We start from the raw sequence: 26,702 nt of genomic DNA, 5'->3' as shown, positions 1-26,702 counted from the left end.
AGTGAGGACTGGGGAAAGGGGAAAGGGAAAAGGTTAAAGGGGGAAAACCTTATATATCGTGCCTTTCACTCCTTTTGCCCTTAACCTTTTCCCTTTAACCGAGTAGTACTGAGTCAGGTTGGCTTACCATACCTGACCTAACATCATTTTTTCCTGAGCGGTATCACTATTAAACTAGAGCGTACACTTTCGCTTCCCAGGGGAAGATGCCTTCCCTGCCTACCCATTCTGATGGAACTATCCGTTCTTGAGTAATTTCCTTCCACTGCTTGCCAACTGGGGTTGCAGGCCAATTCGGGACTCTGTACTCAGAAGCAGCAGGAGTGCCGTAGTCAGAGAAATTCGCCACTACAACTACTAATTGATCGGCTTTATTACCACGTTGCCAGACTAGAACTCGCTTACCCTCATTAAAGTCAACATGAATAAATTTAGTATCATTCACAGCTAAAGCATGAGAAGTTTTACGCAAGCGAACCAACCTCGCAACATATTGGAAAATTCGTTGCCGCCAATCATCTTTTACACGGCTGTAGTTAACTGGGTCAATTTGCTTATGATCGTCTGTTGGAGGCAAATCTTGTTGATCGGCAAATTCATCTCCAGCCAGGATCATAGGAATTCCTACAGAGGTAAGCAGGGAAACAAATGCTAACTTAATACGCGGTTCAGTATCAGCAATTCCATTACTAACCAAGTAGCTAAAGAAACGCTCGTTACCATAACCACCAACATCATGGGAAGTTATATAGTTTACTGCCTGAGAACCGTCTGTAAAACCTAAGTTTCGGCAATCAATTAGTTTGCGGATACTCCATTCAAAGCTGGGTTCATCCCAGGCATTCTTACCTAAAATTATTTGTCGGATGATTTGCTTAAACTTTTCATTCCAAAGTCCATCCAGACGATTTTGTTGGATGAGAGATAGGGGTACACTCAACTCTTCGCCAACTACGAGGAAGCGATCGCCACTTCCGCCTCTTTTATCCCAAAGAGTGCGGGCAAAATCCTTAAATTCCTGCAAAAAGTCATAGTTGGCAATATTGTTCACGCTATCCAACCGCAGACCATCAACCCGATAGTATTCTAACCAGTGGGCAATATGGGCTTTTAAGTATTCACGAGCTGGCACAAGCCTGGACTTTTGCCCAGTAATGGGATTATAGCCCTCTACCCAATAGTTGTACTTAAATAAATCCCCACCAAAGCCATCCCTTGACCCTTGTTCTGGATCGCCACTGGCCCATTTGATGTAAAATTCCAAAAAATTAACGTTATGGTAAGGATTATTCCGCGAGAATGCCATCACCACATCCACAAAAAAGCGCAATCCTTGGTGATGGCAGGCTTTAATCAGATTAGCTAAATCAGTTGAAGCAGTCGGTGCTGACTGGTTATCTGGACGGCCTAAGTCAAAATCTGCTGCAAAATAATTTGCTGTACCATAGCCCCAATTGAGATTATCATCGCTGTCTTCTGGTGGCAGAAGTTCTAAAGCGTTGATTCCCAGTTCCGCAAGATGAGCGCGGTTATTCAGGGTGGTGAGCATGGGAAAAGTAGGAGCAATCGCTTCTGGTATTAACAGTGCCAGTACGTCACGAAATGTCCCGACTCCTTCTTCAATCAATCCATTTGGGTTAATCTTTGTCCATCGGGTCGGTAATTCGTAAATCACCAGTTGATTATTGGTTGGCAGTGTCTCTAAAGGAGCATCGCCTTCCCAATTTACAGTTTGCCCTTCGGGATCACAGGGAATCAACGTCCCATTTTGATAAAGCACGACGCTTGCCGGATCGAAGCTAGTAACGCCTCCTGATTCTGACGGCGTTGGTGCAGGAAAGCGCCGATCTACAGTCGTCGCTGTTGGATCTGTACAGTAGAGAATTTGGTTAGCATTGGCAGCTGCGTAGGGTTCTGAGTTGCGGACTTTAAACCAGTAAAAGTATACCTGTCCTTCAATCAGACCAGATTCTTTAGCCGAAACTTCCCACAATTCTGGAAATTCTGCTGATTGACGAAGCGGAATTTCTCTAAATTGAGCTAATCTGTCTGGGTTTTCGGGAGTAGTGTTGCCAATGTAAAGAGTGGGAGCTAGTTCTGAAGCACCGACACGCCACAAGACAAAATGAGTTTTTTTGCGGCTTAATAGATCGATAGGCATTAGAAAAACCTCTAGGTTATCAAAGTTCAGCTATGAAGTTCTTACACAACAGCCGAGCTTTATTCCAGATGATAAGTCGGTCGGCGCAATTAAAGCTAACTGGCAAAGGCTGTCATTTCCTAGATTTCTCACAAGTGAGAAATCTAGGAGTGTGGGAGGTGTTGGAGGTGTGGGAGGTATGGGAGGATGGGGAAGAAATCTGACCCCGCACACTCCCCACACTCCCCACACCCCTCTGCCTACAGTATCGTGAGAAATCCGGGATTTGTCCTTTGTCCTTTGTCATTGGTAAGGGCTTTAAGCCTAAAAACCAGATAATTAGTCTGTGGGGTTTAGGTAAAAGAAAAACGCACTTTATGACCACTCAAACACTAGGACTCGAACAAAACCTTTATGACTATTTACTATCAGTCTCTCTCCGAGAACCAGAAATTTTAACCCAATTGAGGCAAGAAACAGCCCAGCATCCAGTAGGTAGAATGCAGATTGCTCCTGAACAGGGGCAATTTTTGGCGTTACTGGTGCAGTTGCTGGGAGCGAAAAAAACTTTGGAAGTTGGGGTCTTTACAGGTTATAGTTCCCTGGTGGTAGCCTTGGCGTTACCGAGCGACGGCAAGGTGGTAGCCTGTGACGTGAGTGAAGAATTTACAACGATCGCTCGGCGTTATTGGCAGCAAGCGGGAGTGGCGGATAAAATTCAACTGCACATTGCCCCAGCTTTGGAGACTTTAGATCGGTTACTGGCAGAGGGAGAAGCGGAAGCCTTTGATTTTGCTTTCATTGATGCAGATAAGAGCAACTATGATGGTTATTATGAGCGATCGCTGCAATTAGTGCGAAGAGGGGGACTGATTGCGATCGATAATGTTCTCTGGTCAGGCAGGGTTGCCGACCCCCAAGTGCAGGATAATAGAACTAAAAGGATTCGTGCCTTTAATCAAAAGCTGCATCAAGACCAGCGAGTTAGTCTGAGTTTAGTAGCGATCGCAGATGGTTTGACTCTGGCACTGAAAAAGTGATGTCTTTCTAACTTTTCAAAACCCAATCTGCTTAGGTTAATACTTGACTTTCCCTAATCTTGCTTAAAAATAAGCAAGCTTTTTGAAGTAAGCAATATTAAATTATAGTTTAAAAAACTGTATTCTTAGAAATTTATTTTTCTTTTTTTAAGTATTTATTCGGTTGTATATTATTAATAGATCAAAATAGATAACTATATCTAGTAATTGTTTAAACTTTAATGTCCGTGGAAGATATTCTGCAAGCAGTAGAAACAATTCTGCAAGACAAGCCTCTTGCTTCCATTCAGTGCTTTGTGCTGTCTCAGTCGTGGTTGGGCAAAACTTATGGTGAAATGGCAGAGGAATCAGGCTACCGCGACAATTATATCAAGGAAGTTGGCTCTGAGTTGTGGCAAGACCTTTCCATCGCACTTGGCAAAAAAATAACCAAAAAAAATCTGCATTTAGCCTTGAAGAAATACCTACAAGAAAAAATAGGCGATCGGGAAAATCAGAGCCAACAAGAATTCAATGAAAAATCTAATTTAGAAATGGTGTCTCCAGACTCGTTTTCAGCATGCAAGATTGAATTTCCTAGCGGCCCCGTACCACTGGGTTCTCCTCTTTACATCAACCGCCCTCCTCTGGAAGAACTTGTTTGTAACGAGATTTTATACCCTGGTTGCTTAATCCGAATCAAAGCACCTAGAAAGACAGGAAAAAGTTCGCTGCTCAACCGGATGATTGCTTATGCTAGAGAGCAAGGTTATCAAATCGTCTATTTGGACTTTCAAGAAGCCGATCAAGATGTTTTTGCTTCTCTTGATAAATTTTTGCGTTGGTTTTGTGTCAATGTCAGCAGACAGTTAAATCTCCTTCCCTGTCTAGATGATTTTTGGGATACGGAAATGGGCAGCAAAGTAAGCTGCAAAATCTATTTTGAAGCATATTTACTGCAATACATTGATAATAGTCCTCTAGTTTTGGCTTTGAATGAAGTTCATCGAGTTTTTGAACATCCCAATATTGCCCAAGATTTTCTGCCAATGCTGCGATTTTGGCACGAACAAGCAAAGCAGGATCAAATCTGGCAAAAACTACGGATGGTGGTAGTTCACACCACAGAAATATATATTCCACTAAAGCTTAACCAATCGCCTTTCAATGTCGGGATCACAATTACGCTCCCACCATTGACTCTCAATCAGGTACAGAATTTAGCATTGTCTTATGGACTAAATTGTGCAGACGGCTCCGAAGACGCAAAACGCCTTGCACCCTTACAAGCAATGGTAGGAGGACATCCCTATTTGGTGAGCCTTGCGCTTTATCATCTATGTCAGGAGGAAATGACATTAGAGGTATTACTAGAAACTGCATCTACACCAGTGGGAATTTACAGTCAGCATTTACGGGAACTGTTGAGCTTACTGCAAAAAGACCCAAAATTAATGTCAGCTATGCAACAGGTAATTGCAACAGATGAAAAAGTAGAGCTAGACGCGATCGCTGCTTATAAGCTAGAAAGTATGGGTTTGGTTAAACTCAACGGTAATCAAGCTCATGTTATGTGTGAATTATATCGCCTTTACTTTAGCCAACAGCTTGGAAAGCACTCAGGATAGTAGTTGTTCTGGTAGACTGTTGAAAGATAAATAATCAAAATAAGTAATTCTCGTTCTTAATATGAATTTTATTAATTGTTCCGATAGAAATTTATTTATTAAGAACGAGAACTAATTTAAAATTTTAAATCAAATGAACAGTTATCGATATCAAGTTGGTGGCACTTTAACCAGTGATGCTCCTAGCTATGTTGAGCGCAAAGCGGATGTGGAACTTTACGAAGCCTTAAAGCATGGTGAATTTTGCTACATCCTAAGCAGTAGGCAAATGGGCAAATCTTCACTTATGGTAAAAACCAAGCATCGCTTGCAACAAGAAGGCTTTCGATGTGTCACCATTGATATGACTAATATTGGTTGCGAAAATATAACTCCCGAACAGTGGTATAAGGGAGTCGTAGGCGATTTGTGGCTGGGTTTTAAACTGTTAGGAAAAGTCAATTTAAAAACCTGGTGGCAAGAAAAAAATGATATTTCTTTGGCTCAGAAACTTAGTCGGTTTATATCAGAAATTCTGTTAGTTCAGTTTTCTAACGAAAGGCTATTCATTTTTATTGATGAAATTGATAGTATTCTCGGTCTCGATTTCTCTGTGGATGATTTTTTTAGCTTGATTCGGTTTTGTTATAACCAACGAGCAATTGATCCAGAGTATGCTCGGATTACATTTGCAATTTTTGGTGTTGCTACACCTTCAGATTTAATTTTATATCAAAACCATATTACAAAGTTTAATTTTGGTAAAGCTATCCGAGTAAATGGCTTTACATTTGAAGAAGCTCAACCACTATCTTTAGGACTGGATATTAAAGACAATCATCCCCAAAAAGTTTTGAAGGAAGTATTAGCTTGGACAAAAGGGCAACCATTTCTGACTCAAAAGCTGTGTCGGTTACTTGTTAGTCTATCTCAAGATGATGTGGGTAGAAAGTTAAAAATTCCCCCTGGTACAGAAGAATTTTGGATAGAAAATGTGGTGCGATCGCACATCATCGATCAATGGGAATCACAAGATGAACCAGAACATTTGCGGACAATTCGCGATCGCATCCTCAGAAACGAACAAATTGCCGCCAGATTGCTAGGAATTTATCAGCAAATCCTCCAAGGAGTGGAAGTACCAGCCGATGATAGTCGAGAACAAGTAGAACTATTGCTGTCTGGTTTAGTGGTTAAAAAGCAAGGTTTTCTCCAAATCAAAAACCGAATTTATGAAGAAGTTTTCAATTTAGAATGGGTTGGAAAAAAATTAGCTTACCTGCGCCCCTACTATGAAACTTTCAATGCGTGGATAGCCTCAAAAGAAAATGATGAATCTCGCCTATTGCGCGGACAAGCCTTGATTGATGCCCAAACCTGGGCACATGGCAAAAGCTTGAGCAATTTAGATTATCGATTTTTAGCTGCTAGTGAAGAATTAGATCGGCGAGAAATGCAGCAATCATTAGAAGCAGAACGTGCCAAAGAAGTTGAAGCACGACTTGCAGAACAACAAAAAAGATTAGCTCAACAAAAGAAAACTTCCACAATAGTCACACTCTTGCTAGCGGGTATGACAATCAAGTTGGTGATTTCTATAGTGTGGGGAGTCTCGCTTTTACGAAAGATTGATGCTTTAGAATCACAGCTAAAATGTACCCGAATAGAGCATCAAGGCAAAGTGAAAACTGCAATTTCTCGGTTAGATCGATGCTGAGGCGAATTTGAGATTTAAAATTTTGCGGTATTCATGAAATTTGCATTCATTATTTAAGCGGTAATCTATATCTGGGGATAGATGAATACATTTTTCGAACAATCAAATAATTTAACGCAGTCCTACATACATATCAATACTTTTCGGTTAAACCCAATAATCTCTCTTTTGCTCTGGGGAAAGGTTAAAGGGTAATGGGGAAAGGGAAATTCAAACCTTTTCCCTTTCCCCTTTCCCCCAAAACCCGAAAAGTATTGACATACATATTTGTTTCTTACGATAAAGTTATTACCCAATATCAGTAGACCAAAAGCTTAATGTCAGGTTAAGTGCAAATAAAGAACTTGTAAAAATAATGCACAATAAGAAATTATCAAAGACTCCCTCATCTATTAATACCAATCCCCAAGCAGCAGAACAAAACCCGAAATTGACGTATAGACCGTTTGGGAGCAAAGTTCAAAAAGCATCAGTTGCATCAGTGACAGAAACGGACATAGAGGATGTTGCCTTTGCAGAACAAAGTATTGAGGCTACTGGACTGGAATTACAAGCAAAATATGCCAAGATTACGCCAGAGGGACAAGAACGGCTGACTGTGCTGCAAGCCAAGATGGATGGATTATTGAATTCTCGACTGGAACACGCAACTCGATTTGGTCATAACTTTGCCAATATTCCACTAAGAAAACCAAATATAGCAGCACCAATTCAGGCAAAGCTGACAATTGGGGAACCTGGAGATAAGTACGAGCAGGAAGCCGATGAAACAGCACGTCAGGTAGTGCAAAAGATTCATCAGCCACAGAGCGAGAAACTTCAGCGCGAGTCATTGCCCGAAGAAGAAGAAGAATTGCAAATGAAACCATCAAGCAATATCCAGCGCGAAGAATTGCTTGATGAAGAAGATGAATTGCAAATGAAACCGATGGTGCAGCGTGTGTCGGACGATGGTATGGCAGCTACACAAGATTTGGAAACATCCATCAATCAGGCACGGGGTGGGGGACAGCCATTGGCAAACAATATCTGTGAACCGATGGAGCAAGCGTTTGGAGCTGATTTCAGTAGGGTGAAGGTTCACACAGATTCCCAGGCTGATCAGTTAAATCAGTCGATACAGGCGAAGGCGTTTACGACGGGGCAGGACGTGTTCTTTCGGCAGGGGACGTATGAGCCGGGGAGTCGAGGAGGGCAGGAGTTGCTGGCGCATGAATTGACTCATGTGGTGCAACAGAATGGGCATCTGAGTTTCCCAGCCCCCATTCAGCGTCAAATTGAAGGCTATCAACCGGGAACGCTGAAATCCAATACCAAAGTTATGAAGGACTTGAACCAACAACAGAAGACTAAAATCCAAGGACTTCACAATGACACTTCAAAAACCTACACTATAAATGAAGCGCGGCAGTTGGTGGGAGCAGCACCTCTGGACACAAGTATAGACACTTCTTATACCCCACCCTTCCCCTTCCGTTATGACCCAAGCGGTGGCACTACTATGGAAACAGTCACAAGCGGGATGGGTGGATTAGTTCAGTATCCCAAAGGCGGTGTTTCTCAAGGAGAAGACACAAACAACCAGATGTCTTTTTCTGTTGGGCATGGCTATAATGATCTTCCAAGCGGCAGCAAGCGCAACATCACGCAGACTAAGGTGATGGATAATATCAGTCCCAATGCAGCCGCGCATAAATTAGGGTTTGAGTGCCCCACCCCGTTATCGTGGGAATGGCTCCACTTGGTGGCTTTCAGCATCGGGCAGACACACGTTGGCGATCTATCCCAAAAATCAAAAGACTTGATCCAACGAACCAACCAGCCTCAACAAATCAGTGAAAACTTGGTGCTAGGAACAGCAGCGGCAAATACAGAGATGCTTAGTTATGAGACAAAGATAAAGCGACTGTTAAGCAAAGACCAAGCGTGGAAGCTTAATCTAGTTGTGAATGCTAGGAAGCAAGACTTTATAGTTGACGGAATAAGCATCCCGGTTGCAACCCGTATTTCTTATCATTTTAATTTTGAGACAGGTATCAACACTTATACGCCTCCCGTTATTGTAGAATTTAATACCCAATCTCACGACAAGCCAGCTACCAAATCTTTCGAGGAGGTGTGTAAAGCACTAGACGACACACTTAAGAATACGGTGGCATTGAAAGAGCCCCTTAAAGGAATTTCCACAGACGCTATGGACATTGTGTAACATCTTTTTCGCCGTGCGATCGCTAATTTTGTAGCAACTGTCTTAAAAGTCAAGCGATCGCCAATAGAAATGCAGGTGTGACCAAAGCTGCCGATGATGTGAGTTAAAATCCTGATATCTTCATAACTACTCACGCAGACAGCCCCCGAAAAAGCGATCGCTATGCTTCAGTATCCCCATCTCGAACAAGCGCTAAAATATCACTTCGGTTACGACAGATTCCGCCCCGGACAACGGCAAATTATCGAAGATGCGCTGCAAAATCGAGATTTAATGGTTGTGATGCCGACTGGTGGGGGAAAATCTCTGTGTTTTCAACTACCAGCATTGTTAAAAAATGGATTAACGGTGGTGGTGTCGCCGTTAATTGCTTTGATGCAAGACCAAGTAGAAGCACTGCGAAATAATAATATTAACGCGACATTTCTCAATAGCAGTTTGAATGCTTACAAGGTGCGATCGCGGGAAGAAGCCATCCTCAGCGGTAAAGTAAAATTACTATACGTCGCCCCTGAACGTCTCCTCAGTGAAAGGTTTCTCCCATTTCTCGATTTAGTTAAAGAAAAAATCGGTATTTCTAGCTTTGCTATTGATGAAGCGCACTGCGTTTCGGAATGGGGACATGACTTTCGTCCAGAATATCGCCAGTTGAAATCTCTGCGGAAACGCTATCCTGATGTTCCTACCGTCGCCCTTACTGCCACAGCAACTGATCGCGTCCGTAGTGATATCATTCAACAACTAGGACTAAAGCAACCTAGCATTCATCTTGCCAGTTTTAACCGTGAAAATCTTTATTACGAAGTTCGTCCTAAAACTAAATATGCTTACGCTGAATTATTAGAACTAATTCGAGAAACGGAAGGTTCGACAATTATTTATTCTTTAACTCGTAAAAAAGTTGATGAACTAACTTTCAAACTACAAAATGATAAAGTTATTGCTCTACCTTATCACGCCGGATTAAGTGATGAAGAACGTAGTAGTAATCAAACGCGATTTATTCGAGATGATGTCCGGGTAATGGTAGCAACAATCGCCTTTGGAATGGGAATTAATAAACCTGATGTGCGATTGGTAGTTCACTTTGATCTGCCCAGAAATATAGAAAGTTATTATCAAGAATCTGGTAGAGCAGGTAGAGACGGAGAACCATCTCGCTGTACAATATTTTTCAGCTTTGGTGATGTTAAAACAATTGAATGGAGTATCGATCAAAAAACTGACCCTCAAGAACAGTTGATTGCTAAACAACAACTGCGGCAGATGATCGATTACGCTGAAGGCACTGATTGTCGGCGAACGATTCAACTAGGTTATTTTGGAGAAAGGTTTCCTGGGAATTGCGGTAACTGTGACAATTGTCGTCATCCCAAACCCATGCAAGACTGGACAGTTGAAGCCATGAAGTTTTTATCTTGTGTGGCGCGTTGCAAAGAAAGATTTGGGATGCTACACATAATTGATGTGTTGCGGGGGGCAAAAAAAGACAAAATTATTCAATACGAACATGATAAACTTTCCACCTACGGTATTGGTAAAGATAGAACTCTAGATGAATGGCGAATGTTGGGGCGATCGCTTTTACATCAAGGGTTAATAGAACAAACTAGCGATGGTTACTCAGTTTTAAAACTAAATGCCTTAAGTTGGGAAGTAATGCGAAAACAACGCACAGTTTCGCTAGCTGTAACCACAGTCCAAAAGATTACCTGGGAACAGGGGAGTGAAAAAGCAGAAGTTGCAGAAATATTATTACAGAAGTTGCGATCGCTACGTAAAGAATTGGCTGATGAGCAATCTGTACCACCTTACGTGATCTTCCACGATTCCACTTTAAAATTGATGGTACAGGTGCAACCCCAAAACTTAACTGAATTTGCCAAACTTTCTGGTGTTGGTAGTCATAAACTCGCTCAATATGGCGAAAAGTTTATTACAGAAATTCGCGCCTACCGCCAAGAAAAAGGTTTGCAAAATAAATCTGTTACTTCCGTATCCTCTCCCAGCTCATCTTCTTCTTACACCGAATTACAGACATTACAATTGCATCAACAAGGTTTAAATATTGCTCAAATTGCCAAAAAGCGGAACCTTAGTCCGGCAACAGTTAGCAATCATTTAGAAAAACTAATTGAGAAAAACCAGCCAGTTGATTTAAATCAATTAGTACCTTTAGAACATCAACAAAAAATTTGGCAAGTTTTAGAAGTACTTGGTGACATTTCTCTTACTCCCATTAAAGAACAACTAGGTGAAAGCTACAGTTTTGATGAAATTCGCCTAGTACGCTGTAAGTGGCGGCGTGACAATCGCAAGTGATGATTGAAGAAGAACAAAGAATACAGAATCAATTAGTATGAATGATGAATTATATTTTATTAAAATACAACAGCAAGATTAAAGGAGTTAGCCGATGAGTGAGATGCTTAATACAGGAGTACGCTGGACAATTCATGATGTGGAACTCTTCGCAGAAAATGAAGGGACGCGCTACGAGATAGTTGATGGAGAATTATTTATGACCAGGGCACCTCACTTTAAACATCAGCAAACTTGTGGCAAAATTTTCCAACAGCTTAACATTTGGTCAGAGTCTACTGGTTTAGGAGAAGCTGTAATCAACCCTGGCGTTTTGTTTTCAGAATCAGATAATGTGATTCCTGATGTCGTTTGGGCTACTAAAGAAACCTTGGCGCTAACATTGGATGAAGCGGGACATTTAACTGGCGCACCAGATTTAGTAGTCGAAGTTTTGTCTGCTAGCAACGAAGATCAAAGACGAGATAAGGAAGCTAAACTTAAACTTTATTCTTCCAGAGGAGTAAAAGAATATTGGATTGCTGATTGGCGATCGCCAAAACTAGAGGTCTATCGGCGCGAACAAAATCAACTTAAATTGGTAGAAACCTTGTTTAATAGTGATATTATAGTTTCTCCTTTATTACCTGGTTTTAGCTGTACTGTAAACCAGTTTTTTCCTGTATAAATTTTAGGTTAAATGGAAAAACCAATAGCAAGTAACGCATTAACTAAAGTCCAGGTACTGATTATGGCGATCGCATCTGGTGTCTGTGTTGCCAACATTTATTATAATCAGCCAATCCTCAAAGATATTGCATCTTCTTTTCGAGTCGGTGAAGGCGAAGTGGGTAGCATATCTGTACTTTCACAAGTTGGTTACGGTTTTGGGCTTTTCTTTTTAATCCCATTGGGCGATAAAATCAATAAGAAAAAGTTAATTATTTCCTTACTGATATGTTTGTTCTTTTTGTTGATACTCATGACGTTTTCACAAAATATCATCGAAGTTTGGATATTGAGTGTAGCGATTGGAATTGCGACAGTATCGGCTCAGGTTATTCTTCCCTTAGCTGCAAGTATAGATAGAGTAACTACAGGCAAAACTGTAGGCTACATTTTTACTGGTATATTAATTGGAGTTTTAGGAGCAAGGGTTTTTAGTGGATATATTGGTGAATGGTTGAATTGGCGTTATGTATATGGATTTTCAGCAGTAATGGTTTTAATTGTTACTGTTTTATTAAATATATATTTACCCAATGTCAAAAATGAATTTAACGGTTATTATTTGGAATTATTAAACTCAACAATTCAACAATTCAAACGCTTTTCTTTGTTAAGAGAAGCGTCTTTAATTGGCGGATTATTGTTTGGTGTATTTTGCTCATTTTGGACAACATTGACTTTCCATTTAAGCGGAGCGCCTTTCAATTTTCAATCTGACACAATTGGGATGTATGGCTTTGTGGCGATCGCAGGTGCATTGATGGCACCAGTTTTTGGTAAACTAGCCGATCGAGGTAACTCGCAACGTTCCTTGACAATTGCTGTATCGCTCGTGATTGCAAGTTTAGTAATTGCTAAAATTGCTTCTAATTATGCACTGGCGATCGCTGTTGCTGTATTGTTACTAGATGTAGGTGTACAAGCAATCCAAGTCACCAATGTTGCAAGGATATACACTCTTGACGCTCAATCGAATAGTCGCATTAACACAGTTTACATAACTATCTATTTTATCGGCGGTGCTGTAGGTACTAGCATTGGTTTATTATGCTGGAATCTTGGTGGCTGGAATTTGGTAACTTGGCAAATGTTAGTTTTTACTTTGCTCGGATTTTTTATTATCATCAGACCTAAAAAGATTACAGCAAAAACAAATAAAGAATAACAAAAAATCGTGGTCACAAAGCAAAATTAAGCTGCTAAAAACTTTATTTAGTAGTAAGACTGCAATTATTCTTTATTGCCTAGGTTTTCGCTGTACTGTAGACCAGCTTGTTCTCTGTAAAATTTTATTTTGTGGAAATATGCACACTCGTTATTTTCCGAAAAAAATGTGCATAACTTTCATTAAGATATCGCTTTGCACCAATAACTAAATTTTCTCCTCATCAAAGCGATATCTAGAGACAATCAGCTTATATTAAGAAAAACTGGGGATTTCAGAGTTAGAATCTTTTGATGTTTCAGTAGAGCGCGATGGTGAAGTGTTTTGGCTTTTTGCAGACAGAATTACTAGCAATTTAGGCAGTGCAAGGCAAGCAACAGTGTTTAGCAGCGTCAGTAATATCCCATCGATTAAACTCATGTGTGATCGTCCTTATTTCAAAATTGGTGTTTACTATATTTTTAGTTTGAAGCAAAATTAGTACAATTGCTTCAAAGCAGCATTTTAATTTCTTTTATCGGTTATAAGCTAACTAAATATATTCTTATAATTTCAATTTGACTCGTAAAATCTCTTTTCTCTCTGCGTTTTCTGTGCCTCTGCGGTTAAAAAGTAATTAATTTAACCACAGAGGTGCAGAGAACACAGAGGTAAGAAGTGAAATTAGCTAACTTAAGTATATTTGAGAAGGCGTAAGCCCTCTAAGCGGAGAGCTTCAGGATATAGAGCTTTATAAATATTGCAATTTGGAGATTGAATATCATAACGGCCTGTAGCCTTAAACGTAGCCAAAGAGCAACCACCCGTACACCAGTATTTCCACTCACATGTACGACAGCCTTCTTTTTCCTCAACAGATAAATTCTGAATACCTGTTTTATCTTGTCGCACAACACTTAAAGGATCTTGAGCGTCAACTGAGGATACAGTTTTATGTAACTGCATCTGACATTTGGCGATTTGTCCTTGGTAATCAAATACAAGATAGCTTTGCCCAACTCCACAAGTTCGTTTATGAGGAGATGCTAAATTAGCACGATCAACTAATGAACCTAATAAGCTTCGATTAGGTAATTTCAATTCAATAACTTTGAATGCTGCCAACATTCCTTGAATCATTCTAGATTCTTCTAGTTGCAAGTCTTCGTAAGAAGCTGACAGTTCATTTTCACGATAAAAGTTGAAACTAAAGGGCAGATTATTCTCCAATATCCATTCAATCAGATCGGGTAATCCTTCTGCATTGCGCCCGCTAATGGTGATGGAAATATCGGGTATCAGCCCATTTTGTAAAGCAATCTTAATACCCCGTTCAACATCTTGAAATGAACCCTTTCCGCCTGCGTAATTTCGTTGGATATTGTGGAAATCTGATAATCCATCTAGTGAAATCATGAGACGCAGATTCAATCTTTGAAGCATCTCGATAATCTCAGGTGTAATCAATGTTCCATTACTGAGAACAACTCCATCTAATATAATGCCTCTTTCTTTGCTAAGGGATTGAGCGTATAAATGCAGTTCTTTAATTAAAGGAGAGCATAATAATGCTTCTCCTCCGGCATACTTCAGTTTGACGCGGCGATAATGATTTAAGCTCGCAGAGCGAAATGTAGATTCAATAGCTGCTCTGCCTATCTCTATTGACATATCCCTTGCTAAATGAGGAAGATAGCAGTAGTCACATCTTAAGTTACAGCGATCGGTGATATGTAACCATGCAGATAAAGTTTCTGGTATTTCATTTAGGTTAAATGAGCTATTTTTAGGAACAATTAAACGGGCTTGATATAGCTCTTGAATAGCTGTCTGTAAGTCTGTTTGGTTAATGTGAGAATTCTCTTTTGTGATATCATCTAATTTATGAGAATTTGTAAATATATTTCGTAAATATAATGCGGATTCATTTAGAACTGCTACTTTATGATTAGTTCCATAACAGATAGAGTAAGTATCATCTAGATTCATTATTTGCGAATTGGGAGATATCACAAACTCTGTCTCAAACATCCCCAGACATAATGATATATCTGAGCCTAATTCTGCTAAAGGGGATAAGTCACAGGCACAATCCCCTCCATCACAATCGCATTGTCCAGTTGGTACGCAGGTAGAATTGAGAGAAACTAAAATTCTGGGTCGATCAATTTTTTTACTAAGCATGAGAAGATGGCTGTTTTGTTGCACGGATTCTAGTCAAAAACATTTGTTGATCGCACCATTCTTTGAGAGCTTTATTATCTTGCCACTGATGTTTGAGTTGCTGGATTAGGGTTTTAGAAAGTTCTATAGGCAACCGTTCGATTTTCTTTTGCAGCAGATTTAACTCATGTTGGATCGAATAGGGACCAAAACCTCCATCCTGGAAGATTTTGGGTATGCCTTGAGCATATTTTGCAAAGGCAAGATCGTAGTTCGCCTGTTGAAATGCCACATCACCTTCTATCCGTAACATCCTACCAAAGTACAGTTGATAGGTATTTTGATATGACTGGAAGCGATCGCTAAGTTCTCGTGCATAATCTGAAATATGCTGGTATGCTTTTGCATAATAATCAAACTCTGCTTTCCCTACCAGGCTATCGATGGCATACCGCCTGTCATTGTACTCTAGACTAGTGTGGTAAGAGCGATCGTTGAGTTTGAGAGCTTGTTCTTGCAAAGAGCGATCGCACTTTTGAAACCCAAGATGCCAGTAAACACTGGCCGTTTGATGCCAAATTCCAGGCAATTCCTCTTCTAGTCCGTATTTTTCTGCCAGTTTCAGGCTTTTTTCTAAAGCATCTTGAGCCTGACTTAGCACATCTAGATCCCACTTTACCTGTGTTACATCCCAAACGGCTTCATTTACTACCTCGGCACTAAACCACTGATTTAAGCCTAAATGAAAGTATGCTCTACACAATATTCGATTATCATCTTCCTCATTATTACAACGGCTTAATGCTCGTTCAAGTAGCTGTTTAGCTTTAACATAGTTCCCCTCATTTACCGAAATAGTCGCAGAGGCAATTTCAGCATTGGCAATTTCGCGTTCAGTCTCTACACTCGACCACATATCAATAGCAGCCTTAAAACACTGTTCAGACTTGATATAATTTTTTTGTAATCCGTATAAATATCCCAAGTTATTCTGAATACTAGCCATAACTTGAGTTAAACCTTTGTTAGGAGTGTCAACTTCCATAGCAGCATCCCAACCTAGTTTGTAATATTTTTCAGCTTCGTTAAAATTGTTAAGTTGTCGATACAGATAACCAACTTGGTTCGCCACACCCGGAATCGCAGATGCTAGCTTTTTACCTTGAACTAAACATAAACACTTTTGCTGATATTTCAAAGCTTCATCATAAAGATGTAACTTAGCATTTAGCATTCCCAAGACATTACAAAGGTCTGGTTGATGAGAAGAATTAGAAGATTTATTAGCTAACATAGCCTCTAATTTTCTCACTTCATTTTCTGTTGTACCCTTGTCTTTTAGAGCGTGGACAAGCTTTGCTTCAAAAATAATCAACTTAAATCTTTGATCGAAATTTAGCTCTTTTTCAAACTGTTTTACAACTGCCAATAATTGATTAACAAAGCTGAATTTCTTTGATTGACTGCGGATCGTATTAGTAACTTCATGCCAAGTTTCAAAGCCGATAGTTGGGTCAGCGTATAAAGCATTCCATAGCCATCGCATTGTATTGAATTCTCGCAGTTGTTTCAGTTCTTCAATTAGAAATTCAATATTAGCGGCTTTATTAGAATTATCAGAGTAAAGTTGAACCTCCAATATTCTTTTCTGCGGCCCTAGCTGATAATCTTTTTTCTCAAAATATTTGGCAGCAATACGACTATCTCGTTTTCTCCATTCCAAATCCGGGTCAATATCTGACCATACAAATTTATCAATCAAGTCTCGCACAATATCATGTAATGATATTTGATTACCACTCATTACTGGTTTGATAAAAAAGTAGCTCTGAGCATCAATAAATAATTTTTGAGCATCTTCTGTCGATAGTTCTAATAGATTAGCAATATCAGAACTATCTAATGGATAAATACGTGAAAGTAACAGGGTTAGCCTATCCATTGATGTCCGAAGCTGCGTAATATGTCGAACCATCTCAGCTTCAAATCCACCCGTTTTCTCCAACCTGGCTGGAATAGTTTCTATATCTTCACTCTCTAACCAATCTGGAATAACTTCTCGATAAGCATACTCTACCCCAAATTCAATCATAATGGGGCTACCACTAGAAAGAACTATGATCTTTTGAACTAAGTTTTTCCCAAGAGTAAAATGAAGTTGCTCCTCTTTGGAAAGAATGTATGTCTGTACATCCTCATGAGTAAATTCATTTAACTCCAAATAGGTTAGTTCTGTTTCTGTGAACGACTTTTCCAAAATTTGACGAGCAATACTAGGGCGGCCTGCTAAAATTAATACGGCATTATCTAGTTGCTGGCATAGATTACCAATATATTCCCAAACTTCCGCTCTTCCCTCCGCTTGTCCTAACTTCTCAACTGTGTCAATTAAAAATACTAATCTCTGTTGTTTAGATTTTCGATTAATTTCATCGACTAAAAACTTTTCAAGCTGTCTTCGTTCTTCTTGGTATGCAGTTTGACTGAGGTGGTTTTCATCTTCTCGTAGTTGTCGTAACCGGAGCAGCCATTCTTGATATGTATTATCATACAATTGCTTGGCGATTTGAGTGCATAAATCTTCTGCATCATTAAAAACAGGAGTATCGCAATCAATAATTTCACTGGTTCCAATGTTTACTTGGTTGAGGCGGTTTTGTAATTCATTAAGCAACCAAGTTTTGCCAATTCCTCCTCTACCCTCCACTAAAACAACATGAAGCGTATTAGCTTCTTGAACAAGGGTAATAATTCGATTTAGATGTTCTTCACGACCAACAAACTCTAATTTATCTATTTCAGACATAATAGGCTCCTGAGTTAATTATTTTGAATAGCTTCATCAAGCTTATGAATTAAATATCTATAGGGTGTATCATTATATTCCTCATTGTGGAGATAGTAATTTACAAGAAACTGGAATTCCCAGTCATGCTCTACTTCAGATTTAAGCGTAGACAGAAATTCATGGGTTTGCTCTTGGTCTGTATTGCGGAATATTCCAATAGTTTCTTCAACAGTTTCATCAAAGAAACTTCTGCGAAGTTCTTGTCTATAAGCTAAACTATCGACACCACAATTGATAAATCCAGCATGTTGCTGAAGGCTTTGAAAAAAATACTGCATTGACCAAGTTCCTGCCACCGCAGAATCATTCTTGGATTTAAGCTCGTGAACATATTCCCAGCAAATTTGAGCCGCTTCGCTACAAAGCTTTTGAAAGCTATCAGGCGAACTTTCTCGAAGTAGACCAATAACTAGCAGCCGACGGGTCATTCCATCTTTGATAATCGTTTTGTCACGAGTAAAAATTGATGTCTTTGTCAGTTCTGCGTTTAATTTAAAACTATCATCACTGAAAGGTAGCTGAAATCTTTTAACGGCTTCCTTTAATATCCAATTACCATTTAGTATGGGAAATATACTCAGTTTCTCAATAGATTCATAGAGATGATTATTTTCTTTAGTCAAGCTTTCTTTAATCTGATCTCTACAATGTTTCAGGGTTCTTTCCCATAATTTGCTACCATAACTTTTTAAAAATAAATTAACTGTGTAACCACCACCTCTATAAGCTTTTAGGGCTTCAGCAATTCCCCCTGGATGTCCGCCAGTTAGATAAAGTAAGTGTCCTGCTAGTAATGCAAGACTTTCAGAAGTCATCTCAATCGGCTTGAGATATTTTGTTGCGGTATCCTGAATTACTTCCCAATTAAAAGGCGAGAGGATTAGTTTAGGGAAAATCCGATCTGAGGGAAGATCGGTAAGACATCTGGCTGCAATTACAACTCGAAGACTTTTGGAATTATCTTTAAAGAATTGTAGTTCTTTCAAACACTTTTCAATTCTCCATCCCAATTCTTTAAGTTGATCAAAAATCTCGTTTAAACGCTGTTTTTGTGGGGCATTTCCATCCAGATCGATTAGTAGTACAATACCTTTCTGTCCCTGCGATTGCCATTTAGCCCAATTTCTATGTAATAATAAACCTAAGTGTTCTCCCCAAGGCAACTCATTTCCTTCTTCAATCTGAAGATTGAGAGAAATAGCTAATTCTTTTTCTAAGTCTTCAATATTTTGATCTCCAGACATGGAAGCATAAGCGCAACACCATTGTAATTCTTGAAACCGCTTCTGGATCTGTTTGAGAAATGCTGTTTTCCCGTAACCTTTAGGAGCCGTTATCAGACGATAAGTAGGAGAATTATTTGCTGTAATTTCAGTAATTGCAGCATCCCGATTAGTGAATGGTATTTTATCAGGATCAACTTGCTCTAGAGTTTCTTGATTTAGCTGGTTTAACTCTGAATCAGCTTTTTTTATTTCCTCAAATTTATTATCAAGTTGCCTTTGTAATTTATTTTTATCTACATCATTAACCGTCCATCCTATTTGGTCGCTGATACTTTCAATGTCACTTTTTAAACGGGCTATTAGCTGCTCAAGATACTTCTTTCGGAAATCTGAAGAATTTTTCATTGCATTTAAATGGCATTAAGTTCGCTTTCTACTCGACCGAGTTCTTGTAGTATGGTGTTGATTTGGCGTTGAATGATATTGCGATCGCTCGCAGCGAGTGTATAGTTAAGTTGGTTGTAATACCAATTTAATATGAAGCTGCATAGAAAAGAGCCTCTAAAATAAAGTTATAAGAAGAGACAGATATTACCTGCTCAAGTGTAATACCAATTTTATATGAAGCTGCATATAATAGAGAAAACAAACTCGATAAATTAAAAGAACAATGAGCCGCCCTTTTAAGATTGAAATCGCAGAGAGCGAAGAAGAACTTAAAAAACGTCTACAAACAGCCAACTTAGGGAATCAGAAAGAAAAACTACAGATGCTGTGGTGGATAAAAAGCGGGCAGGTTAAAGAGCAGCAAGACATTGGAAAACGCTTGGCAAAAGATACTTCAACGGTCACAAGATGGTTGCAGAAGTATAGAACTGATGGGATATCAGGCTTATTAGAAATCAAAAAGGCACCAGGAGCAAAACGGAAAATCGATGATGCTGCGATCGCAGCACTTGAGGAGGAGTTAAAAACAGGAAAAGGCTTTAGTAGCTATGGTGCAATAGTTGAGTGGTTAAAAGAAGAACATGCACAAGATATAGAGTATGCAACGGTTTATGCCTGGGTTCGATATCGATTAGGGGCAAAACTAAAAGTGCCTCGCCCTCAAAGCCATAACCAAGACGAGAAATTGGTATCTGAATTTAAAAAAAACTCGGAATCATTCTTAATTGTCTAGAAAGACATCTAGCACCCGGCAAGTGTGTTCGCTACCTTTGCCAGGATGAAACTAGGGTTGGACTGAAAACTCTTACAGGAAAAGTGATTACAGCTTTGGGAGTTAAGCCTACTGTTAAGGTGATATGGCCAAGAGATAAATGCGTGGATTTATGGTGCAATTGAACCATTGACTGGAGATCATTTCCTTTATGAGTATCCGAAGTTGAATGGCGAGTGTTTTCAACAGTTTTTGGACTGGCTATCTCAACAATTAGGTTAGGTAGAGATTACGCTATTTTACAGGTTGACCAAGCACCTGCTCATACAAGTTCAGCGATTCGTTGGCAAGAATTTATTATTCCTCTGTTTCAACCACCTTCAGCCCCTGAACTCAATCCCATTGAAAGGCTTTGGCAGCTCCTCAAGAAACCACTCAAAAATCAACTTTTCTCTTCTTTACAGACTTTACGCGATCGCATCCAAGAAATATTTGACCAACTTACACTTGAGCAGGTAATATCTGTCTCTTCTTATAACTTTATTTTAGAGGCTCTTTTCTATGCAGCTTCATATTAAATTGGTATTAAAACTGTTTGACTCTCATGTAATAGATTTAACAATTAATATATTAATGGTTATATTAGTTATATATGTACTCTAACTTCAATTAGTAATTATACTGAGTTAAACTCTGGCGAGGAAACAAAGGTGTAGTCCAAGCCTAAGAGTTTCAAGTAGTTTTTAGCCTTGCATTTCGAGTCTTAGCGGGTTTAGTAATACTCTTTGGTTAAGGCAAAAGATGCGATATATCGGCTTTTTGTGATGTTTATAGCAATCCTGAATCATTGCTGATAAACAAAAACCCCAACTTCTGAAATAAGTCAGGGTTATACGGGTTTCAATTATTGCAATCGAAATAAATTTACTACTGAACTACACGATCGCACTGTGAAAGTATGTACGTACTGTCCAATATGCTTGTGTGAAAATGATAAATACTTACAGCATAAGAGTTTCAGCAATCATAGTCGAATCAGCTTTAGCGTAGCTCATCGTAGACATCGCTTGAATAAGTAGACGCATAAACTATCATTTAGAATGTAAAAATATAAGTGTTGGAAAAAAATAAATTTTTCCAATTTGGCAAACAATCCATCAATTCGGAGAACACTTGGAACAAAAATCAGGACTGAATTTGCAGTATTGACTACCTGTTAATGAGTACACTGTACAATAAGGAAAACTCGTAAGTTCGATTTTGGCTATTTGCAATTTTGAACCGTTCCGCGACACTCCATTAGGTTTGGTTTTATCAGCCAGAAAGATTGCTACAAGCTTAGGAAACGCTATGCAAATAGTAATATTGACCAGCGTTAGCAGTATAGCGTCTATCAAATTCATAGGTAATCATCTCCTGTGAAAAATAGGCGGTCGCTGTTTTGAGGTGCAAGCATAATATTATGTGTAGGATTGACTTTCAGTCCATCTATTGCTTGCACTCTATGTAAAATAACTTTAACATAAATTTTTGTAAATATAAACGTGGAATTTCTGGAATTATTATACACAGAAGGGAATGTGGATAATAAGGACGGTTATTGTAGCGGGATAACAAAATAAACTGGAAAAACAATTAATTTACGATATTTAGGTAAGGTGTTATGTCAAAAACCCAAACCGCGTCTTCTTTTTTATCTAACATCAGTGAGCAAGAACGTGAGGCATTAAAGCGGTTGGTAGATTACACAAAAGTGGAATCGCTACCAGAAGTTTGGCCTTTGGCATCTCAACGATTTGGTGATGTTGTTGCCCTCCGCAGTCCTCACGCTAAACCAGAAATTGTGATTACTTATACACAGTTAGCGGAGCAAATACAATTATTTGCTGCTGGGTTACAGGCGTTGGGAGTGAAGTTAGGCGATCGCATTTCCTTAATTTCTGACAACAGTCCCCGGTGGTTTATTGCCGATCAAGGCATAATGGCTGCTGGTGCAGTTGATGCGGTGCGTAGTTCGCAAGCAGAAAAAGAAGAATTGCTGTTTATCATCGCTAATAGCGGCAGTACAGCAATAGTAGTTGAGGATTTAAAGACACTTAAAAAACTACAAGACCGTCTCAACGATTTACCAATTCAGTTTGCAATCTTAATTTCAGATGAAGCACCACCAACGGGCGAAACTCTAAAGGTGCTGAATTTTGCACAGTTGATCGAAATTGGGAAAAATCATAATTTTGTGCCAGTTAAACAAAATCGTGATGCTTTGGCAACCCTAATTTACACCTCTGGCACTACAGGTAAACCCAAGGGTGTAATGCTGTCTTATAGCAACTTGATGCACCAAGTAACAACCTTTGGCACAGTATTGCAACCAAATGCGGGCGACATTGTTCTCAGTATTCTACCTTCTTGGCATAGCTACGAGCGGACTGTTGAATATTACCTACTATCTCAAGGTTGTACGCAAGTTTATACCAACTTGCGTTCTGTGAAAGGAGATTTGAGACAATTTAAACCTAATTATATGGTGGGTGTACCCCGCCTGTGGGAATCGATTTATGAAGGAGTGCAAAAGCAGTTTCGCGAACAACCTGCCAAAAAACAACGCCTAATTAACTTTTTGTTGGGCATTAGCGACAAATATATTAAAGCGCGGCGAGTTGCTCAGGGATTGGATTTAAATAATCTTCATGCTTCAGCCATCGAGCGATTAGCAGCTAAGATCCAAGCATTGGCTTTATTACCCCTCCACGCCTTGGGAGAACGATTAGTTTATGCCAAGGTGCGAGAAGCCACAGGAGGATACGTCAAGCAGATGATTAGCGGCGGCGGTGCGCTTCCCAGACACATCGATAACTTCTTTGAAATTATTGGTGTGCAGATTTTGCAAGGCTATGGCTTGACAGAAACTTCTCCTGTTACCCATGTGCGCCGTCCTTGGCGAAATTTGATTGGTGCATCAGGACTACCACTCCCCGCTACAGAAGCTAAAATCGTAGATCCTGAGACAAAAGCGCCTTTGCCAATAGAGAAGCGAGGCTTAGTATTGTTGAGGGGGCCGCAGATTATGCAAGGCTATTACCAAAATCCGGAAGCGACAGCGAAAGCAATTGATGCTGAAGGTTGGTTTGATAGCGGCGATTTGGGCTGGTTGACACCACAAGACGATTTAGTGCTGACTGGCAGAGCAAAGGATACGATTGTATTGACTAACGGGGAAAACATCGAGCCACAGCCGATCGAAGACGCGTGTTTGCGATCGCCCTACATCGATCAAATTATGCTCGTCGGTCAAGATCAGCGCAGCCTGGGAGCCTTGATTGTCCCCAATGTCGAAGCCCTAGAAAAATGGGCGCAGAACGATCCGGCCACTTCTTCACCTAGTCAAAAAATTGACTTGGAGAGTAGAATGATCCAGGATTTATTTCGGCAAGAATTGAATCGAGAAGTGCAAAATCGTCCAGGCTATCGACCGGATGACCGCATTGGGACATTCAAACTCATTCTAGAACCGTTTTCTATCGAAAATGGTTTGATGACACAAACACTAAAAGTTCGCCGACATATCGTCACGGAACGTTATCGCGATATTATTAACGGCATGTTTGCCTGATAATTCCACCTCCCAACTGTAAAGAGTGAACGTGAAATATTTATGGATGTCTCCAAATCTAATTTGCTTCTGAAACGCGTCGTTAACGTCAAAGTTATTGTGACTCCCCTCTGGAAAGAGGAAGTACAACAGCAGTTACAAACCCAGATCAATCAACTCGATCAGCAACTGCAACAGCTAGACGTAGAAGGACAAAGAGCGATCGCAGCAATTCAAAAGCAGAGTCTGCAACCACCCGGGCCCCAGACCCTCCAACAGATTGATAATATCCAACTCCAAGTCAATCAAAAGAAAAGTGAATTTCTAGAACAAAAAAATCAGTTGCTGCAAAATCTCCAGCAAGTGCAGTTTCTCCAGCAAGATCAGGAAGTCAACCAATTCCAAATGGAAGGCTTTTTCCGGGTAGAGATAGGAGATAACCTGATTAGCAAAATGCAAGTCGAAATCGTTCTGCGCGATGGCGTTGTAGAAGAAATTCGCGGTGACATTTAAATTTGTCATTTGTCCGTTGTCATTTGTTTTGTGACCAATGACTAATGACCAATGACCAATGACCAATGACTAATGACCAATAACTAATGACAAATGTGATTTAACTTAGTGCGGGAGAGGCTCCCAGCCGAACATTCTACCTGGGAGCCAGCCCAAACAATTTGCCAGACTGGAGGAGAACTAATAAATAGCGATCGCCCGAAGGCTGACATCTCAACTCGATATTTAACTGCACTAACTGCATCATCACCCCGCTTGAATTGGGTAATCGTCACTAAAGCCTGATTTCGTTGTGGATAAGCTACCTCTACCTTTCGCGTTCCTTCCACTGCTGGTATGCTGTCAAAGGCATTCAGAGCGAGGGTAGCAGGATCGCTTCCTTGGAGAGATGAGTTAATATTTTCTAAAGGTATAGTTTTATAGTTAGAGCGCTCTGGGTATGCCACAACCTCTTGAGATTGATGTATTGCTCTCACCTGCTGGGTTTGACCATAACTAGTCTCAACAATCGGTGCAGATTGCTGGCGCTGGGTAATATATACTCCAGCGCCAGCAGTGGCAAAGATACCTAATATCACAATCAAAAAGAATTTTAGCTTTGCCGACATAAAAGTAAACAGGAATTTCAAATAGGTTTATTACCAATTTTGAATTCTAGATTGAACTGCATTCCATATCCTCTACCTGTGAGCAGCTCTTGTATCTTAAGCATCCGGTATGAGGATGTATAAATAGCAATCCCATTTAATCTGTAGAAACTCATGGTGGTTTTTGCAAGTCAACGATTAAAACGAGATCGAGATATTGGCTAACCCCTAAGGATTGCTCTGCTCTGTATTATTTATAGACATCCAATTTACATTTAGGTTCCTGGGGTTAAGAGTTAGGAACTCTCCCAATACCAATTTCCAATTCCCTATTCCCAATCTAAAATATAAAATCTCCAGCCCAAAACTCTCCTGCCAAGATACAATTCGATCTGATGAAAGCTGTTAAAGTCCATAAACCATTGATTTCCAAACCACCCTATGAGCATTCATGAAGTATTTATGCCGGCGCTGAGTTCCACCATGACGGAAGGCAAAATCGTCTCCTGGGTGAAATCGCCAGGGGACAAAGTGGAAAAAGGCGAAACAGTGGTGGTTGTAGAGTCAGATAAAGCAGATATGGATGTAGAAACCTTTTATGAAGGCTTTCTTGCCCATATCATAGTTGAAGCTGGTGAAACTGCCCCGGTAGGATCTGCGATCGCCTTCATAGCCGAAACTGAAGCTGAAATTGAACAGGCGAAATCTCTTGCCAATTCCTCTGGCGTGGCTGCTACTACTACCTCTGCCCCTGAGCCAATCCCCGCCACAGCCTCAGTTGCAACACCTGCCTTAGCGTCTCAAAACGGCTCTAATCACAAAGAAGGAAGACTTGTAGTTTCACCCCGTGCCCGCAAATTAGCCAAAGAACTCAAAGTTGATTTAACTACACTCCAAGGCAGTGGCCCCTACGGTCGCATTGTCGCCGAAGATGTAGAAGCATTGTCCAATAAGGGCAAACAACCCGCCACTGCTCCAGTTGCCCCACCAGCAGCTGTACCAACCAGCGCCCCAGTTGCATCCCCAGCACCTCGCACACCAGCACCCGCGCCAGTGGTAGCTGCTGTTCCTGGTCAAATCGTACCTCTAACTACCTTCCAAAATGCCGTAGTGCGGAACATGGTAGCCACCATATCCGTGCCCGTCTTCCGTGTCGGTTATACAATTACCACTGACGGATTAGACAAACTTTATAAACAAATTAAATCCAAAGGCGTGACAATGACAGCGCTACTGGCGAAAGCTGTAGCAGTGACATTGCAAAAACACCCATTGTTAAATGCTAGCTATTCAGACCAGGGTATTGTTTATCATTCTGATATCAACATTTCCGTAGCCGTAGCGATGGATGATGGCGGATTAATTACACCTGTGCTGCAAAATGCAGATGCAGTGGATATTTATTCTCTATCGCGTACTTGGAAGTCTTTGGTAGAACGTGCCAGAGCAAAACAACTACAACCCCAAGAATATAACAGTGGTACTTTTACTCTGTCTAATTTGGGGATGTTTGGCGTAGACAAATTTGATGCGATTTTACCGCCTGGACAAGGTTCAATTTTAGCGATCGGGGCATCCCGTCCGCAAGTAGTAGCAACACCCGACGGTTTATTCGGCGTGCGGCAACAAATGCAGGTGAATATTACTTCTGACCACCGCATTATTTACGGTGCCCATGCTGCGGCGTTCTTGCAAGATTTAGCAAAATTGATTGAGACAAATCCTCAATCTTTGACAATGTAATTTTG

General features: G+C 40.2%; 19 protein-coding genes. 12 read left to right on the top strand and 7 right to left on the bottom strand.

Annotated elements, in window-relative coordinates:
* Positions 1 to 169: 169 nt before the first annotated feature.
* The gene (locus G1O98_RS16200) at positions 170 to 2,161 is read right to left on the bottom strand and encodes an alpha-amylase family glycosyl hydrolase (protein WP_163929735.1); all 1,992 of its coding nucleotides are present in this window, start codon (positions 2,159 to 2,161) and stop codon (positions 170 to 172) included.
* Positions 2,162 to 2,517: 356 nt separating this feature from the next.
* Between G1O98_RS16200 and G1O98_RS16195 the strand changes: the two genes are divergently transcribed.
* The 7 genes from G1O98_RS16195 to G1O98_RS16165 all read left to right on the top strand — a co-directional run bounded on the left by G1O98_RS16195 (position 2,518) and on the right by G1O98_RS16165 (position 12,887).
* Positions 2,518 to 3,180, top strand: a complete 663-nt coding sequence (locus G1O98_RS16195) for a class I SAM-dependent methyltransferase (protein ID WP_163929734.1) — start codon at positions 2,518 to 2,520, stop codon at positions 3,178 to 3,180.
* A gap of 221 nt (positions 3,181 to 3,401) precedes the next feature.
* Positions 3,402 to 4,787 carry an AAA-like domain-containing protein gene (locus G1O98_RS16190; protein ID WP_175586703.1) on the top strand — a complete coding sequence of 462 codons (1,386 nt, stop codon included), beginning with the start codon at positions 3,402 to 3,404 and terminating at the stop codon, positions 4,785 to 4,787.
* A gap of 133 nt (positions 4,788 to 4,920) precedes the next feature.
* Positions 4,921 to 6,483: an AAA-like domain-containing protein gene (locus tag G1O98_RS16185; protein WP_163929733.1), complete on the top strand. Its 1,563-nt coding sequence runs from the start codon at positions 4,921 to 4,923 to the stop codon at positions 6,481 to 6,483.
* 355 nt (positions 6,484 to 6,838) lie between these two features.
* Positions 6,839 to 8,692, top strand: coding sequence for a DUF4157 domain-containing protein (locus G1O98_RS16180; protein ID WP_202985799.1), 1,854 nt, complete (start codon positions 6,839 to 6,841; stop codon positions 8,690 to 8,692).
* Positions 8,693 to 8,854: 162 nt separating this feature from the next.
* A complete protein-coding gene (gene recQ, locus G1O98_RS16175) occupies positions 8,855 to 11,014 on the top strand; it encodes a DNA helicase RecQ (protein ID WP_163929732.1) in 2,160 nt (719 codons plus the stop codon).
* Positions 11,015 to 11,108: 94 nt separating this feature from the next.
* Positions 11,109 to 11,681, top strand: coding sequence for a Uma2 family endonuclease (locus G1O98_RS16170; protein WP_163929731.1), 573 nt, complete (start codon positions 11,109 to 11,111; stop codon positions 11,679 to 11,681).
* A 12-nt stretch (positions 11,682 to 11,693) separates the two neighbouring features.
* Positions 11,694 to 12,887 (top strand): MFS transporter, encoded by a 1,194-nt coding sequence (locus G1O98_RS16165; protein WP_163929730.1) that lies wholly within the window; start codon positions 11,694 to 11,696, stop codon positions 12,885 to 12,887.
* A gap of 255 nt (positions 12,888 to 13,142) precedes the next feature.
* On the opposite strand, the gene G1O98_RS38770 is transcribed toward G1O98_RS16165, so the two are convergent.
* The 5 genes from G1O98_RS38770 to G1O98_RS40735 all read right to left on the bottom strand — a co-directional run bounded on the left by G1O98_RS38770 (position 13,143) and on the right by G1O98_RS40735 (position 19,642).
* The gene (locus tag G1O98_RS38770) at positions 13,143 to 13,307 is read right to left on the bottom strand and encodes a hypothetical protein (protein WP_167306199.1); all 165 of its coding nucleotides are present in this window, start codon (positions 13,305 to 13,307) and stop codon (positions 13,143 to 13,145) included.
* A 252-nt stretch (positions 13,308 to 13,559) separates the two neighbouring features.
* Positions 13,560 to 15,050, bottom strand: a complete 1,491-nt coding sequence (locus tag G1O98_RS16160) for a radical SAM protein (protein ID WP_163929729.1) — start codon at positions 15,048 to 15,050, stop codon at positions 13,560 to 13,562.
* A complete protein-coding gene (locus G1O98_RS16155) occupies positions 15,043 to 17,835 on the bottom strand; it encodes an AAA family ATPase (RefSeq protein ID WP_163929728.1) in 2,793 nt (930 codons plus the stop codon). The genes G1O98_RS16160 and G1O98_RS16155 overlap by 8 nt, the downstream gene beginning before the upstream one ends.
* A 14-nt stretch (positions 17,836 to 17,849) precedes the next feature.
* The gene (locus G1O98_RS16150) at positions 17,850 to 19,508 is read right to left on the bottom strand and encodes a hypothetical protein (protein WP_163929727.1); all 1,659 of its coding nucleotides are present in this window, start codon (positions 19,506 to 19,508) and stop codon (positions 17,850 to 17,852) included.
* Positions 19,509 to 19,513: 5 nt separating this feature from the next.
* Positions 19,514 to 19,642, bottom strand: coding sequence for a hypothetical protein (locus tag G1O98_RS40735; protein WP_345940562.1), 129 nt, complete (start codon positions 19,640 to 19,642; stop codon positions 19,514 to 19,516).
* Between the two features lie 131 nt (positions 19,643 to 19,773).
* Between G1O98_RS40735 and G1O98_RS16145 the strand changes: the two genes are divergently transcribed.
* From G1O98_RS16145 to G1O98_RS16130, 4 genes are all read left to right on the top strand, one after another.
* Entirely contained in the window at positions 19,774 to 20,283 is a 510-nt protein-coding gene (locus G1O98_RS16145) for a helix-turn-helix domain-containing protein (RefSeq protein ID WP_163929726.1), read from the top strand.
* Positions 20,284 to 20,498: 215 nt separating this feature from the next.
* The gene (locus tag G1O98_RS16140) at positions 20,499 to 20,840 is read left to right on the top strand and encodes a transposase (protein ID WP_163929725.1); all 342 of its coding nucleotides are present in this window, start codon (positions 20,499 to 20,501) and stop codon (positions 20,838 to 20,840) included.
* A gap of 1,085 nt (positions 20,841 to 21,925) precedes the next feature.
* Positions 21,926 to 23,875 carry a long-chain fatty acid--CoA ligase gene (locus G1O98_RS16135; protein ID WP_163929724.1) on the top strand — a complete coding sequence of 650 codons (1,950 nt, stop codon included), beginning with the start codon at positions 21,926 to 21,928 and terminating at the stop codon, positions 23,873 to 23,875.
* Between the two features lie 42 nt (positions 23,876 to 23,917).
* The gene (locus G1O98_RS16130) at positions 23,918 to 24,367 is read left to right on the top strand and encodes a YlqD family protein (protein ID WP_012412623.1); all 450 of its coding nucleotides are present in this window, start codon (positions 23,918 to 23,920) and stop codon (positions 24,365 to 24,367) included.
* Positions 24,368 to 24,450: 83 nt separating this feature from the next.
* On the opposite strand, the gene G1O98_RS16125 is transcribed toward G1O98_RS16130, so the two are convergent.
* Entirely contained in the window at positions 24,451 to 24,975 is a 525-nt protein-coding gene (locus tag G1O98_RS16125; RefSeq protein WP_163929723.1) for a hypothetical protein, read from the bottom strand.
* 420 nt (positions 24,976 to 25,395) lie between these two features.
* On the opposite strand from G1O98_RS16125, the gene G1O98_RS16120 reads away from it, so the two are divergent.
* Positions 25,396 to 26,697, top strand: coding sequence for a dihydrolipoamide acetyltransferase family protein (locus G1O98_RS16120; protein ID WP_163929722.1), 1,302 nt, complete (start codon positions 25,396 to 25,398; stop codon positions 26,695 to 26,697).
* Positions 26,698 to 26,702: the final 5 nt, after the last annotated feature.

This window comes from Nostoc sp. UIC 10630, assembly GCF_010747425.1.
Lineage (GTDB): Bacteria > Cyanobacteriota > Cyanobacteriia > Cyanobacteriales > Nostocaceae > Nostoc.
The sequence above is the reverse complement of the archived record's forward strand: the minus strand, read 5'-3'. Positions and strand labels throughout refer to the sequence as shown.

What these genes read in the sequence shown, in the direction of transcription:
- G1O98_RS16200 (WP_163929735.1), bottom strand. Translation starts at nt 2,161, where the DNA reads ATGCCTATCGATCTATTAAGCCGCAAAAAAACTCATTTTGTCTTGTGG.
- G1O98_RS16165 (WP_163929730.1), top strand. Translation starts at nt 11,694, where the DNA reads ATGGAAAAACCAATAGCAAGTAACGCATTAACTAAAGTCCAGGTACTG.
- G1O98_RS16135 (WP_163929724.1), top strand. Translation starts at nt 21,926, where the DNA reads ATGTCAAAAACCCAAACCGCGTCTTCTTTTTTATCTAACATCAGTGAG.
- G1O98_RS16125 (WP_163929723.1), bottom strand. Translation starts at nt 24,975, where the DNA reads ATGTCGGCAAAGCTAAAATTCTTTTTGATTGTGATATTAGGTATCTTT.
- G1O98_RS38770 (WP_167306199.1), bottom strand. Translation starts at nt 13,307, where the DNA reads ATGAGTTTAATCGATGGGATATTACTGACGCTGCTAAACACTGTTGCT.
- G1O98_RS16195 (WP_163929734.1), top strand. Translation starts at nt 2,518, where the DNA reads ATGACCACTCAAACACTAGGACTCGAACAAAACCTTTATGACTATTTA.
- G1O98_RS16190 (WP_175586703.1), top strand. Translation starts at nt 3,402, where the DNA reads ATGTCCGTGGAAGATATTCTGCAAGCAGTAGAAACAATTCTGCAAGAC.
- G1O98_RS16155 (WP_163929728.1), bottom strand. Translation starts at nt 17,835, where the DNA reads ATGTCTGAAATAGATAAATTAGAGTTTGTTGGTCGTGAAGAACATCTA.
- recQ (WP_163929732.1), top strand. Translation starts at nt 8,855, where the DNA reads ATGCTTCAGTATCCCCATCTCGAACAAGCGCTAAAATATCACTTCGGT.
- G1O98_RS16185 (WP_163929733.1), top strand. Translation starts at nt 4,921, where the DNA reads ATGAACAGTTATCGATATCAAGTTGGTGGCACTTTAACCAGTGATGCT.
- G1O98_RS16180 (WP_202985799.1), top strand. Translation starts at nt 6,839, where the DNA reads ATGCACAATAAGAAATTATCAAAGACTCCCTCATCTATTAATACCAAT.
- G1O98_RS16170 (WP_163929731.1), top strand. Translation starts at nt 11,109, where the DNA reads ATGAGTGAGATGCTTAATACAGGAGTACGCTGGACAATTCATGATGTG.
- G1O98_RS16150 (WP_163929727.1), bottom strand. Translation starts at nt 19,508, where the DNA reads ATGAAAAATTCTTCAGATTTCCGAAAGAAGTATCTTGAGCAGCTAATA.
- G1O98_RS16120 (WP_163929722.1), top strand. Translation starts at nt 25,396, where the DNA reads ATGAGCATTCATGAAGTATTTATGCCGGCGCTGAGTTCCACCATGACG.
- G1O98_RS16130 (WP_012412623.1), top strand. Translation starts at nt 23,918, where the DNA reads ATGGATGTCTCCAAATCTAATTTGCTTCTGAAACGCGTCGTTAACGTC.
- G1O98_RS16160 (WP_163929729.1), bottom strand. Translation starts at nt 15,050, where the DNA reads ATGCTTAGTAAAAAAATTGATCGACCCAGAATTTTAGTTTCTCTCAAT.
- G1O98_RS16145 (WP_163929726.1), top strand. Translation starts at nt 19,774, where the DNA reads ATGAGCCGCCCTTTTAAGATTGAAATCGCAGAGAGCGAAGAAGAACTT.